Source organism: Dyella sp., from assembly GCF_036746095.1.
Classification (GTDB): domain Bacteria; phylum Pseudomonadota; class Gammaproteobacteria; order Xanthomonadales; family Rhodanobacteraceae; genus Dyella_B.
The window spans coordinates 1-12,232 of sequence record NZ_DAIOEU010000092.1 but is presented as its reverse complement, the minus strand read 5'-3'; the positions used below and the strand labels follow the sequence as shown (position 1 = coordinate 12,232).

The window sequence follows — 12,232 nt, the reverse complement described above, 5'->3', positions numbered from 1 at the left end:
GACCGGCATTCGCCGTTGTAAAGCGCCTCCGCTTTCGCGGGAATGACGGCCATAGAGCTTCTGGCCTTTTCGAGTCGCGGCATCGACAGGCGACGCTAAGCGCTTGTGATCCATCATGTCGCCATGGATTCGCAAAACGCATGCCGGACAGCAGTGGGTTTTCGCCGGAATGACGACACGCTCTGAAACGGCACCGACGCGAGCCTTCAGTTCGGAGCATTGACCCTAACCCGCCCCTGCAAGCAGGCGAGGGAACAGCAGGGTAATTTCACATCACTTATTTCGCGGACGCAGCCTCTTCAATCAGCTTCGCCACCGCATCCGGATGCGACACCATCACCACATGCGAGGCACCTTTGACGACTACGACATTCCTCGCATGCGCACGCTGGGCCATGAACGCCATGACTTGCGGTGGAATGTTCTTGTCTGCATCGCCATAGATGAACCAGGAAGGGATCGTCTTCCATGCCACTGCGCCTGATTTTTCATCGAGTGCGGCTTGGGCCAGTGGACGCTGCGTTGCAGCCATCAGCGCTGCCTGGGCTGCCGGCACGTCGGCCGCGAATTGCGCGTGGAATTTTCCCTGCAGAATGTAGAGGTCCTTGCTGCCGTCGGCGAGTTCGGCCGGTGGGGCCAGCGCCTGGCCCAGGGTGCTGCCGGGGAACTTGTCTGCCAGTTCGGCGACGGTTTCGCCGGTGTCGGGAGCGAACGCACTCACGTAAACCAGCGCCTTGACGTTCCCATGGCCGTTGGCCGCTTCGGTGATGACATTGCCGCCATAGGAATGGCCGACCAGCACGACAGGACCTTTCAAGTCGCCAACCAGGCTGCCGATGTATGTGCCATCGCTCTTCACGCCACGCAACGGGTCGGCGGCGGCGATCACGAAATAGCCGTCTTTTCGTAGCAGCTTGATGACGCCATTCCAGCTCGACGCATCGGCGAAGGCGCCATGTACCAGCACGATGGTGGGTTTATGCATGGGCTCCTGGGCGGAAGCGTGGACGCCGACGAACATGGCGGCGGCGAGCAGTAGCGCGGTGAACGTTCTTTTCATTTGTGTCTCCTTGGGTTTTTGTGGCGTAGGTATCTACATGTCTTGCGGGTGTTCATTTCCGTCATTCCGACGAACGCCGGAATGACGAACTAAGCAGCGAAATCAGTGGAAGCACTCGACGCGCGCCATTGCTCAAGCTCTACCAATCTCGCCTGATCCGCTTTCGCAATAGCAGCCAAAGCGTCGCTACCTAATGGCAAGCGCAATGGCGGACGTGGCATGTTGACCAGCACATCGAGGCCGCCGAAAGCGTCGATAGCCGTCTGGACGGCTGCCTGCGCAGCGATGGGGTCGGTAACGTCAAGCGCCACGGCGCGCACCGCATCACGGTGTTGTTGTACAAGTCCTGCAAGCTGCGCGGGGTTGCGTGCGGTTGCTACCAGGCGGTGGCCAGCTTGCAGCACGGCTTCCGATAGCGCGCGGCCGATACCGCGTGAACTGCCGGTGATGAGCCAGCGTAGGGATATGGGGTTCTCCTTTCGTTTTCTGCGAACACGTGAAGAGCCAGGGCGCGCATTTCATCGGTGCGCCTGCCTCTGATGCGCTCAGAGATGGTCGGCATCGATCACGGCTTGCGTGAACGCTTGCGGCGCTTCCTGCGGCAGGTCGTGACCGACGCCGCCGGTGATCAGCCGGAACTGGTACTTGCCGGTGAAATGCTTGGCGTAGGTTTCCGGTTGCGGATGCGGCGCGCCGTTGGCGTCGCCTTCCAGGGCGATCGTCGGCACCGTGATGGCCGGGAATTGCGCCAAGCGCTTTTCCAGCGGTGCGTACTTGGCTTCACCGTTGGCCAGGTCCAAACGCCAGCGATAGTTGTGGATGGTGATGGCGACCTGGTCTGGGTTGTTCAATGCCGCTGCGCTGCGCTCGAAGGTGGCGTCGTCAAAATTCCACTTCGGCGAAGCCTGCTGCCAGATCAGCTTGGCGAAATCGTGATGGTATTGCTCATAGCCAAGGCGGCCACGCTCGGTGGTGAAGTAATACTGATACCACCATTGCAGTTCGGCCTTCGGCGGCAACGGCGCCTTGCCCGATTCCTGGCTGCCGATCAGATAACCGCTCACCGTCACCAGTGACGTGACGCGCTCCGGCCACAGAGCCGCGACGATATCAGCCGAACGCGCACCCCAGTCGAAACCGCCCAGCTCCGCGCGCTGGATATGCAGCGCGTCCATGAAGTCGATCACGTCCTGCGCCAAGGCGGCCGGTTCGGCATTGCGCATGGTGCTGTCCGAGAGGAAGCGCGTGTCGCCGTAGCCGCGTGCATAAGGCACCAGCACGCGATAGCCCTTCGCTGCCAGTGCCGGCGCGACGTCTGCGTAGCTGTGGATGTCATAGGGCCATCCATGCAGAAGAATCACCACCGGGCCATTGGCCGGGCCCATCTCGGCATATGCGACGTCCAGCACGCCGGCGTGCACGTGCTTGAGCGCGCCCCATGGGTCCGGCGATACCGCTTGCGAGGCGGATGGTGGAGCCGGCTGCCCGTCGGCATAGGCGGCCGAAGCAAGACCGGTGAGGCTCAGGGCCAGGGTTGCGGCAAGTGCCAGGTGCGTGCGCTTCATGCTGATCTCCTTGAACGTGTAGAGGGAAATGGAAAGATTCAAACCACGGTGATGACGGCTTGGATGTTGCCGCGCGTCGCCTTCGAATACGGGCAGATCTGGTGTGCGCGCTCGGCAACGGACAAGGCGACGGCGCGATCCAGACCCGGCAGGCTTACGTTGAGGCGTGCCTGGAGGAAGAAGCCTTGCTCGGGGTGGTTGCCCAGGTCGACTTCCGCGGCGACGGAGGTATCAGCCGGCAAGGTGACGTCCAATTCCTGCGCGGCGCGGCCCATCGCGCCAATGAAGCAGGCAGACCAGCCGGCGGCGAACAGCTGTTCCGGATTGGTGCCGGCGCCGTTGGAGCCGGGCAGCGACAGCTTGATGTCGAGGCGATTGTCGTCGCTGCGCGCTTGGCCGTTGCGGCCGCCAGTGGTGGTGGTCCTGCCGGTATAGATGATGGACATGATCGGTTTCCTAAGCGGTTGATGGGCCGCCTCGTGGCGAGGCGTTGGCCGTTGTGCATAGGAAACCGCGGCGGCGTATCCCGGTTGTGTCCAGGCAAGCGCCGAAAGGCATCGAAATGTGTAGCGGAGGGGGATCGATACGTTTTGATACAAACGCTCGAGATATCCGGGTACGTGCACGCCATGGTGGGGTTCGGCTGCGCCTCACCCCAACCTACAAGTACCTCGTAGCCTCGCAGGTTGAGGCGAGCGGCACGCGAACCCCAACATCGGGGCATAGGCATCTACACAACTTGCTGGACGGGCAAATCTCGCCTCGTCGTCATTCCGGCGAAGGCCGGAATCCAGTCTAAATACGCTGTGGGAAGCACTCGAAAATCGGCTTTGTGTCCTTCGGATGGCATGTTTGAACTGGATTCCGGCCTTCGCCGGAATGACCGTGAGACCCTGGATGCCAGAGATGTTACAAACCGATACAAAAAGCCACCAAGGCAGACACGTTCCAGATAAACCGCGGAGGTTCCATAGGCGCCACCACCTGCTACAGGCCATCGACCCATGACCTCTCCGCGCGTTACCACCATCCTGGCCGCACTGAGCGCAACCTTGATCATGTTCCTGCCTATCGCCTGGACCAGACCCGGTGCCGAACCATCCGCTGCCGTCACGCTGGCGCCCGATTTCACCGGTGCCGATCGCTGGTTCAACTCGCCGCTGCTGAGCATCGACAAGCTGCGCGGCAAGGTAGTGCTGGTGGAGTTCTGGACGCGCGAATGCATCAATTGCATCGACGTACTGCCGCACATCAAGGCGCTCTACGAGAAGTACGCCAGCCAGGGGCTCATCGTCGTTGGCGTGCACACGCCCGAGTACGATGAAGAGCGTGACCCGGCCTTGCTGCAGCAAGCCATCGATCAATTCCAGATCACCTGGCCGGTGGTGGCGGACAACCGCTATCGCATCTGGAATGCCTACGGCAACCGATACTGGCCTGCCATCTACCTGATCGACCAGCGCGGCCAGGTGGTCTATTACCATGTCGGCGAAGGAAACTACGACGTCACCGAGCAGCGCATTCGGCAGTTGCTGGATGCATCGCAGAACACGTAACCGCCACGCAGCCTTGGGAGCGCACGCCTATGGACCACGTCGACAACATCCTCGTCGTCGATGACGACCGCGAGATCCGCACGGGTGTCGTGGAATACCTTCGCAAGAACGGCCTGCGCGCCAGCGCGGCCGTCGATGGCCGCGACATGTTTGCGCAACTGGAAACCTCGGCATTCGACCTGGTGGTGCTGGACATCATGATGCCCGGCGACGATGGCCTGGTATTGTGCCGCACCTTGCGCAGCGGCAAGCATCGCGCGTTGCCGGTTCTGCTGTTGACCGCGCGCGATGACGAGACCGATCGCATCATCGGACTGGAAATGGGCGCTGACGATTACGTGGTCAAGCCATTTTCGCCGCGCGAGCTGCTGGCGCGCATCAAGGCGGTGATCCGGCGCACACGCATGCTGCCGCCGAATCTGCGCATCACCGAAACCACCGACGTGTTGTCGTTCGGCCGGTGGCGGCTGGATACCACCGCGCGTCATCTGCTGGACGAAGAGGGCACCATCGTGCCATTGAGCGGTGCGGAGTTTCGATTGCTGCGCGTATTCCTGGATCACCCGCAGCGCGTGCTTTCGCGCGACCAGTTGCTCAACCTGACACAAGGCCGCGATGCGGAGCTGTTCGATCGCTCCATCGATCTATTGGTAAGCCGCCTGCGCACGCGGCTGGAAGACAACGCCAGGGAACAGTCGTACATCAAGACCGTGCGCAGCGAAGGCTATGTATTCAGCATGCCGATTACCTTGCCCGGAGACGGCGCGTGAGCCGCGTGGCATCATCCATCGCATCGCTGCGCTGGCTGCCGCGCAGCATGGCAGCGCGGATTTACCTGATCATCTTTGTCGGCCTGATGCTGGCGCAAGGGCTTGCCTTTGCGGTGATGCTGTATGAGCGCTACCAAAGCGCCACGGCGACCATGTTCGACACGGTCGAGCATGAAGTGGCCACCTCGGTCGCCATGCTGGATCGCCTGCCGGCCGGCGAACGCGCCGGTGCATTGGGTTTGTTGGAGCGTGACAACTATCGCTTCGTGCTGGGGCATGGCCAGCCGGGTACACCGTTGACGAGCAAGCGCTCGTGGGGGCTGGTGCATCGGATCGAGAAAGAGGTCGGCCCCGGTTATCGCGTGCAGGCCGATTCGACCTCGACGCACCCTGAGCGCTATCAAGTGCATTTCACCTTGCGCGATGGTTCGCCGCTGACGCTGGAAGTCATGCCGCACGGCGTGCCGCCGATCGCGCAATGGCTGCCGATCGTGCTGGTGTTGCAGCTGATACTGCTGCTGGTGTGCACGTGGCTGGCCGTGCGACTGGCCACACGCCCGCTGGCGCAACTGGCGCATGCCGCCGAAACCATGACGCCCACGGCGGATGGCCCGCGAATGAGCGAGCAAGGCCCCGCCGAGGTGGCGCAGGCGGCAGTCGCCTTCAACACGATGCAGGAGCGCATCGCGCGCCACCTCAAGGAACGCCTGCATATTCTTGCTTCGATTTCGCACGATTTGCAGACGCCCATCACCCGCATGCGCCTGCGCGCGGAGTCGCTGGATGAGGGCGAAGAACGCCAGAAGATCCTGCGTGACCTGCACGAGATGGAGCATCTGGTGCGCGAGGGCGTGGCTTACGCACGCAGCGCGCATGGCGGCGCGGAGGTACCCGTACGCCTGGATGTGCAAGCTTTCCTGGAAAGCCTGGTGTTCGATTACCAGGATGTCGGCAAGCCGGTTACGCTGGCGGAATCCATCGGCGGCGCGGCCATGGTTCGCCGGCAGGCGCTGCGGCGCGTGCTGGGAAACTTGATCGATAACGCGCTCAACTACGGCGGCACGGCGGAAGTCAGCGCGTGGCGCAGCAAGGATGGCGCGATGTGCATGGCCGTGTGCGATCGCGGGCCTGGCATTCCCGATGAACAACTGGAACAGGTACTGCAACCGTTTTATCGCCTGGAAGGTTCACGCAGCCGCGATACCGGTGGCACGGGTCTGGGCTTGGCGATTGCAGCGCAGTTGATGCGGGCGATTGGCGGAAGCCTTCAATTATCCAATCGAGAGGGCGGTGGACTCGCGGCAGTCGTTACCTTGCCCTGATGCGTAACTCCAACGGCCATCATTCCCGCGAACGCGCACTGCTGTCCGGAGAATTTTTCGCCGTTCTTGCGGGAAAGCTAAAACGAGTTGATGGCACTGAATTTCCATGGAAATTTTTTGATGCTGGGTGCTATGCCCACGCATTTCTGAAGAACTTCATTTTCCCCGGACAGCAGTGCGCGTTCGCGGGAATGACGGCCATGGGTTGTATGAACTCACAGAAACTTGGCGAATGTATCGATCGGCCGGACCTTCAGCGCATCCAGGTCCCATGCGAGCAGATTGGCGATGGCCGTGGTGTCGGCATGGATCTGCCGCTGTTGGGCCGAGAACAGGCGCCGCGCCCGGTTGCGCCATTGCGATTGCGTCTGCAGCTCAAACGAGATCGCCGCGGCGGCGAGGCGCGTAAGGTCGCCGGTGGAATCCATGCTGATCGCTGCGCGCGCGATCGCAATCAAGCGGTCGTGCGATACCAGCTGATCCACGCGTTTTTCGATGGAAAAGGATTTCGAACTGCGGGCATTGCCAGGTTCAAGCACCGCGTGATAGAGCAGGGCGCACAGCACGCGCTCCACGCGACGCGCCAAACGCTGCTCCGGCGGATCGAGTTCCACCGCATTCGTTTCAATGGTGTGCGCCTGATCAACCCACGACCCGCGCGGACGGGCGCCCGCATCCCGTGGAACACGCCGGGCCGGCCACAGCGGGATCACGTTGCTCGGCACGTTGCACTCGGCTTCGATCAGGAAATTAGTGGTCTTCATGGCACGTTTCCATGCATCGGGCGTGCCAGGCGACGCCCTTGGGAGGCTATCGGCCGTTGGCGCATTCACTTGAACCGGCCAGGCTGGCGCCGGCCGCCTACCGGCAGACAGCCTGGCCCTGGTTCCCACGGCTTCGACGGGCGCCGCGCCCCTGTGAATGGCCGGGCCTGATCGGTTACGGTGCCACCCGGGGCCGGTGTCGCTGGAGGTGAATTGCAGCCCATTCGCGTCACATGCCAGCGCTGGCCGCAGGTGATCTGTTCCACCACTGCCTCGCAAACAGCTTGGCGGCACGTGTCGATTTATCCGCCGGCCATTCGTTGCATGGAGGAAGGCGCACCCCCGATAGGGGAAACATCCATTTGATACGGAACGACTTGCCATGAGATACACCATCCGAACTGTTCTCCACCCGTTCGTGGCCGGCGCGGTTGCCGCCTTGCTTGGCATGCATGGCATCGCATCCCGCGCAGCCGACACCGCACCGCCCGCCATGCCACCCATCACGGCGCCCACCGCCGGCGTGTACCACCTCGACAAATCCCATGCGAGCCTGCTGCTTCGGGTAAGCCACATGGGGTTTTCGACCTACACCACGCGCTTCAGCCGCTTCGATGCCAGCTTGACGTTCGATCCCAACGACATCCCCGCATCCAAGCTCGAGGCCACTATTGAATCGGCTTCGTTGGCAATGGATGCGGCGCCAAAGATGTGCCTCGATATCGTGAAAGGGCCGCAACTGCTCGATACGGCCAAGTATCCGCAGATCGTCTTCCGCTCGGAAAAGATCCGCATGACCGGCGCCAAGACATTTGAAATCGCCGGTACCCTGGCGCTGCACGGCGTCACCCGTCCATTGGTTCTGACCGCCACGTACAACGGCGGCTACGGCGGCATGCCCAACATGGATCCCCATGCACGCATCGGCTTTTCCGCGCACGGTGCATTCAAGCGCTCCGATTTCGGCATGGGCTTCGGCGTACCCGCGCCAGGCAGCACGATGGGCGTGGGCGATTTGATCGATGTGACGATCGAGGCCGAATTCAGCGGTCCGGCATTGAAGGCCGCCGCCGGCAAGTCGCACTGATGCGTAGCTGGGGATGAGCGAAGGCGAATCCCAACGCAAGTAGGTGGGGATGAAATCCCGGCATCCACCATGCCGCCTGAAAGCTGGAACCATCACTCCCGCCGACGTACTGACCTCAGGGCGATCTACATGGGCCGTCATTCCTGCTTTCGCAGGAGCGACGGCCATGAGCTTGGGAATTTGGGCCTTCCCCGGGTGACGAATCGATAGCGCTTGGGGCTGCATTTGCGCCTCGAACCAGCACTTGCCTCGCGATACCGACATATGTAGAGTTATCGCATGACGCGATCCCGAGCCCCCTCAACGCAAACCATGCAGCTCCTCGCCGCATTACTTGCGCAGCGCGCGCAATGGCAGCACGGATACGATCTTTCCGAGCAGACGGGGCTTCCTTCCGGAACGCTCTATCCGATCCTGATGCGACTGAGTGATCGGGGCATGGTCGATGCCAAGTGGGAGCCATCGCCGCACCCGGGCCGTCCGCCTAGAAAGCTGTATCGCCTCACCGCCAAAGGTGCGGCCTACGCCACCGAGCATTCACGGCCCCAAGGCGCGAAATGGCGGCCGTTGTCGCCGGGACGGGCGTGATGGCCAACGGCAACATAAAATTCATCGATCTGGCCACCGGGATTCGATTTGCAACGTGGATCATGCCGCCGCATCGCAAAGAATGGGCCGAGGCCATGCTCAACGAGGTGGCCTACGTCCGAACGCGCCGCGCAGCGTGGTCTTGGCTGCTGGGTTGCACGCTGTTTGCGGTCAAAGAAAGAGCATCCTACGAACTGGCGAGAGCATTTATGCCTAATGGAATTCTCAAGAAATTATTCACGCTAAGCGTCGCGTCGGTCATTGCCGTGATTGGCATATACATGATGCAAAAACCCTATCAGCGCGAACGCATCCTGATCACGCTGTTTCATCATGGATCATCGGCTGCGCACCATGTCAAAGACAGCCATTAGCTCCGGTCGGCTTTCGCCAGAATGACGAGTGCATAATTGAGGCATGCGATATATCCTCCTGATGCTTGCAGTCGTATTGATGCTGGGAACCATGACGACATACGCAGCGGAAAAACCCCTGGCGCCCAAGGTGCTGGTGATCGGACACCGCGGTGCCTGCGCACTGCGTCCGGAACACACCTTGGCGTCGTATGGCAAGGCGATTGCCGATGGCGCCGATTATGTCGAGCCGGATTTGGTGATGACCAAGGATGGCGTGATGGTCGCGCGTCACGAGAACGAGATCGGCGGCACCACCAACGTGGCCGACCACCCGGAGTTTGCCAGCCGCAAGACGACCAAGGCCATTGACGGCAAAGCCGTCACCGGCTGGTTCACTGAAGACTTCACGTTGGCGGAATTGAAAACCCTGCGCGCACGCGAACGTTTGCCGCAATTGCGCAGTACGCAGTATGACGGTGAATTCCAGATTCCCACGCTGGATGAAATCATCGACTTCGTCGCCGCTGAATCCACAGTGGTCGGGCGGCCCATTGGCATCATTCCAGAAATCAAGCACGGCACCTACTACCAGAAGCTCGGCTTGCCGATGGAAGACAAGCTGCTCGCCACGTTGGCCGCGCACAGCTATACGCGCCGCGCACCCGTCGAGATCCAATCTTTTGAAATCGCCAATCTCAAATATCTGCATGGCAAATTGGGTGGCGCACAGGCGCGGCGCGATCATCCCAACATTCGTCTGTTGCAATTGATCGGGCAGTCAAACGAGCAACCTTATGACGTAGCCGCTTCAGGCGGTGCGCTGACCTATGCCCAGATGATGAAGCCGGCCGGGCTGCACGAGATTGCCACGTACGCCGATGCCATCGGACCGGCGACGCGTTCGGTCATTCCACTGCTCGCCGACGGCAGGCTGGGGCGGCCATCGGCCTTGGTGCACGATGCGCACGCGGCGGGTCTGGAGCTGCATCCGTACACGTTCCGGCCGGAGAACCAGTTCCTCGCGAAGAACTTCTGGCAGGGAAGCGATCCAAAGACATTCAATGAGGCCGGTTCCATTGCGGAGATCCACGCTTATCTCAATGCGGGCATCGATGCGTTCTTTACGGACGATCCCGCGATTGGTCGCGAGGCGCTGGATAAGCGCTGAGTCATTCCACGAAAGCGCCGGCCCTGGATGACATCCCGCCCTGCGTTTTTTATTGCAGGGCATGCATAAAAAGCATGTGATGCCGGCCTGAGAGTAGACTGCGCGCGCACCCCTCGGGTACGGCAAGATGGACGATGGCGGATCCTGCTAAGCATCCCTGTATCACTCGCCGGCCGCCAGCCGTGCGCGCTTTCGCGTGCATGGTTTTGGTGGCAATGGCCTGTCTGTCCGGTTGTGCATCGACAGGTGCGGGACATGTCGTCAGTGTTTCGGCCGAAGCGCTGCTTGAAAAAGCGCAGGCACGCGAGATGGAAGCCATCCGCGCGCAATCGGCTCAGGCACAAGAGGAAGCATGGCTGCACTGCGCCACACTGGCGCACGATGCGATGGCGGGCGAACAGGCGGCGACGAAAACGGCGGCTGGCTTGCTTGCCACGCAATGCAGCCGCGCATTCTTCGATCTCGTGGCGCAAGGTGCACCCGTGCAGGTGAAGGCGGGGCGTTTGTTGCTCGGCGCCCTCACGCTTCGTGTGGAATTTCGCGGCATGCCCGATAGCCTCGCCAAAAGCGTCTACCTGGAACCGGCCGACCAGGTGTCGATGGGTCCCCTGGGTGGCGCGCGTCATCATCGAGCTGGGTTTGGCGTGCCGATGGTCGCGTTTTCCTTACCGTGTCCGGATCGGCCCATCTGCCGGCTGTATACGCCGGAGGGTGTTTTTCGGCCGGCCACGCTATGGCTGGAAGCGCCATCCGGGAGAGACCCGCATGACGATGCACCAGTGCTGGTGGTGCAGAACCCGTTGCTGCGGCCCGGACACATTGACGGCCCGAACCGTTACGCCCTTGCCGAAGACGTGTCGGCGCCTTTCGCGCAGTTGCTGGAACGAACGCGGCTGAAGCGGCTGGCCTGGTGGGGCATGATCGGCGGTGCGGAAATCGGCAAGCGATCGGGTTTGTTTCTGCTTGATGACTACGATCCGAACAAGACGCCGATCATCATGATCCATGGCGTTGCCGGGAGCCCGCTGATCTGGGCGCGGTTGAGCAACGCGATCATGGGCGATGCAGACCTGCACCGGCGCTACCAGATCTGGCATGTGGTCTACCAAAGCAACGCTCCGCTGCTGGTGGAGCGCTATCGCGTGCAGCACTACATGGATGACGCCTGGCGCGTGCTCGACCCGGGTGGCCACGCACCGGCACGGCAGGGCGTGGTGTTGGTCGGGCACAGCATGGGTGGCGTGATCGCGCGCTTGCTATGCGCGCAAAGCACGCCGGATGTATGGAACGCGGCGTTTACCGCGCCGATGGATAGCTTGCACTCCGACGCGGACGATCTTGCCACGCTCAAGCACGTGTTCGAGTTCAAGCCGTATGCGGGTGTCGACGAGATCATCTTCATGGCCGCGCCGCAACGCGGAAGCCCTGCCGCGGACGGATTGCTGGGTCGCCTGGTAGGCCTGCTGGCATGGCGACACATCGAAGAGATGGCCGGAATCATGCGCATCGCTACCGAGAATCCGAGCGCCATCCAGCCGGCCATCGAGTCGATTTTTCAGGCCGGACACATCACCAGCATTACCAGCTTGCGGCCCGACGAGCCGGTGTCGCTCGCGGATGAAAAATTGATGCCTGCCCCTGGCGTGCGTTACGACACGATTGCCGGTGTGATGCGCGGGGTAAAGCCACCGGGTGATGGTTACGTGCCATTGAGCAACGCGCTGCTGCCGGGTTCTGCGACCACGTTGATTGTTCACTCCGATCACAAGGTGCCGAACAATCCGGAGGCGATTGTGGATGTGTTGAAGATCTTGCGCGAGCATGGCCATCCGCACGATGTGGTGAGCGCACCATAGGTCGGGATGAGTGGAACGCGAACCCCGACATTTCCGGACAGTTCCGCAAACAACCGTGCCGAGTAGCAGGTATCCCCACGTTTTTTTGCTAGGGCGTGTTAACACTACCATCTGAGTCCATCGACGATGAGCGCGAAATG

At 61.5% G+C, this 12,232-nt stretch carries 13 protein-coding genes; 8 read left to right on the top strand and 5 right to left on the bottom strand.

All coding sequences use genetic code 11. The features are described from left to right. Nucleotides 1-277: 277 nt before the first annotated feature. The 4 genes from V7M64_RS21390 to V7M64_RS21375 all read right to left on the bottom strand — a co-directional run bounded on the left by V7M64_RS21390 (nucleotide 278) and on the right by V7M64_RS21375 (nucleotide 3,071). Nucleotides 278-1,060 (bottom strand): alpha/beta hydrolase, encoded by a 783-nt coding sequence (locus tag V7M64_RS21390; protein ID WP_333682106.1) that lies wholly within the window; start codon nucleotides 1,058-1,060, stop codon nucleotides 278-280. 89 nt (nucleotides 1,061-1,149) lie between these two features. Continuing rightward, nucleotides 1,150-1,509, bottom strand: coding sequence for an SDR family NAD(P)-dependent oxidoreductase (locus V7M64_RS21385; RefSeq protein WP_333682107.1), 360 nt, complete (start codon nucleotides 1,507-1,509; stop codon nucleotides 1,150-1,152). Between the two features lie 96 nt (nucleotides 1,510-1,605). After that, a complete protein-coding gene (locus tag V7M64_RS21380; RefSeq protein ID WP_333682104.1) occupies nucleotides 1,606-2,625 on the bottom strand; it encodes an alpha/beta hydrolase in 1,020 nt (339 codons plus the stop codon). 38 nt (nucleotides 2,626-2,663) lie between these two features. Beyond that, complete coding sequence (locus V7M64_RS21375; RefSeq protein WP_333682102.1) at nucleotides 2,664-3,071, bottom strand: organic hydroperoxide resistance protein; 408 nt, start codon at nucleotides 3,069-3,071, stop codon at nucleotides 2,664-2,666. Between the two features lie 558 nt (nucleotides 3,072-3,629). Here V7M64_RS21375 and V7M64_RS21370 point away from each other — a divergent pair. From V7M64_RS21370 to V7M64_RS21360, 3 genes are read left to right on the top strand one after another with little or no spacing between them, the layout of a single operon-like run. Beyond that, on the top strand, nucleotides 3,630-4,181 hold the full coding sequence (locus tag V7M64_RS21370; protein ID WP_333682100.1) for a redoxin domain-containing protein: 552 nt from the start codon (nucleotides 3,630-3,632) through the stop codon (nucleotides 4,179-4,181). 29 nt (nucleotides 4,182-4,210) lie between these two features. Continuing rightward, nucleotides 4,211-4,951 carry a response regulator gene (locus tag V7M64_RS21365; RefSeq protein WP_333682098.1) on the top strand — a complete coding sequence of 247 codons (741 nt, stop codon included), beginning with the start codon at nucleotides 4,211-4,213 and terminating at the stop codon, nucleotides 4,949-4,951. Then, a complete protein-coding gene (locus tag V7M64_RS21360) occupies nucleotides 4,948-6,273 on the top strand; it encodes a HAMP domain-containing sensor histidine kinase (RefSeq protein WP_333682097.1) in 1,326 nt (441 codons plus the stop codon). The genes V7M64_RS21365 and V7M64_RS21360 overlap by 4 nt, the downstream gene beginning before the upstream one ends. Before the next feature lie 215 nt (nucleotides 6,274-6,488). Here the strand turns inward: V7M64_RS21360 and V7M64_RS21355 are convergent, their stop codons facing one another. Further along, complete coding sequence (locus V7M64_RS21355) at nucleotides 6,489-7,037, bottom strand: hypothetical protein (RefSeq protein ID WP_333682095.1); 549 nt, start codon at nucleotides 7,035-7,037, stop codon at nucleotides 6,489-6,491. A 382-nt stretch (nucleotides 7,038-7,419) separates the two neighbouring features. Between V7M64_RS21355 and V7M64_RS21350 the strand changes: the two genes are divergently transcribed. The 5 genes from V7M64_RS21350 to V7M64_RS21330 all read left to right on the top strand — a co-directional run bounded on the left by V7M64_RS21350 (nucleotide 7,420) and on the right by V7M64_RS21330 (nucleotide 12,092). Further along, nucleotides 7,420-8,124 carry a YceI family protein gene (locus V7M64_RS21350; RefSeq protein WP_333682093.1) on the top strand — a complete coding sequence of 235 codons (705 nt, stop codon included), beginning with the start codon at nucleotides 7,420-7,422 and terminating at the stop codon, nucleotides 8,122-8,124. Nucleotides 8,125-8,403: 279 nt separating this feature from the next. After that, a complete protein-coding gene (locus tag V7M64_RS21345; protein WP_333682091.1) occupies nucleotides 8,404-8,712 on the top strand; it encodes a PadR family transcriptional regulator in 309 nt (102 codons plus the stop codon). Continuing rightward, nucleotides 8,682-9,086 (top strand): hypothetical protein, encoded by a 405-nt coding sequence (locus V7M64_RS21340; protein WP_333682090.1) that lies wholly within the window; start codon nucleotides 8,682-8,684, stop codon nucleotides 9,084-9,086. Before V7M64_RS21345 ends, V7M64_RS21340 begins: the two co-directional genes overlap by 31 nt. Before the next feature lie 91 nt (nucleotides 9,087-9,177). Further along, nucleotides 9,178-10,236 carry a glycerophosphodiester phosphodiesterase gene (locus V7M64_RS21335; protein WP_333682088.1) on the top strand — a complete coding sequence of 353 codons (1,059 nt, stop codon included), beginning with the start codon at nucleotides 9,178-9,180 and terminating at the stop codon, nucleotides 10,234-10,236. Nucleotides 10,237-10,451: 215 nt separating this feature from the next. Further along, nucleotides 10,452-12,092 carry an alpha/beta fold hydrolase gene (locus V7M64_RS21330; RefSeq protein WP_333682087.1) on the top strand — a complete coding sequence of 547 codons (1,641 nt, stop codon included), beginning with the start codon at nucleotides 10,452-10,454 and terminating at the stop codon, nucleotides 12,090-12,092. Nucleotides 12,093-12,232 lie beyond the last annotated feature (140 nt).

Excerpts from the sequence above, each read along its gene's own strand:
- V7M64_RS21390 (WP_333682106.1), bottom strand. The coding sequence starts at position 1,060 with ATGAAAAGAACGTTCACCGCGCTACTGCTCGCCGCCGCCATGTTCGTC.
- V7M64_RS21380 (WP_333682104.1), bottom strand. The coding sequence starts at position 2,625 with ATGAAGCGCACGCACCTGGCACTTGCCGCAACCCTGGCCCTGAGCCTC.
- V7M64_RS21375 (WP_333682102.1), bottom strand. The coding sequence starts at position 3,071 with ATGTCCATCATCTATACCGGCAGGACCACCACCACTGGCGGCCGCAAC.
- V7M64_RS21370 (WP_333682100.1), top strand. The coding sequence starts at position 3,630 with ATGACCTCTCCGCGCGTTACCACCATCCTGGCCGCACTGAGCGCAACC.
- V7M64_RS21365 (WP_333682098.1), top strand. The coding sequence starts at position 4,211 with ATGGACCACGTCGACAACATCCTCGTCGTCGATGACGACCGCGAGATC.
- V7M64_RS21355 (WP_333682095.1), bottom strand. The coding sequence starts at position 7,037 with ATGAAGACCACTAATTTCCTGATCGAAGCCGAGTGCAACGTGCCGAGC.
- V7M64_RS21350 (WP_333682093.1), top strand. The coding sequence starts at position 7,420 with ATGAGATACACCATCCGAACTGTTCTCCACCCGTTCGTGGCCGGCGCG.
- V7M64_RS21345 (WP_333682091.1), top strand. The coding sequence starts at position 8,404 with ATGACGCGATCCCGAGCCCCCTCAACGCAAACCATGCAGCTCCTCGCC.
- V7M64_RS21340 (WP_333682090.1), top strand. The coding sequence starts at position 8,682 with ATGGCGGCCGTTGTCGCCGGGACGGGCGTGATGGCCAACGGCAACATA.
- V7M64_RS21335 (WP_333682088.1), top strand. The coding sequence starts at position 9,178 with ATGACGACATACGCAGCGGAAAAACCCCTGGCGCCCAAGGTGCTGGTG.
- V7M64_RS21330 (WP_333682087.1), top strand. The coding sequence starts at position 10,452 with ATGGCCTGTCTGTCCGGTTGTGCATCGACAGGTGCGGGACATGTCGTC.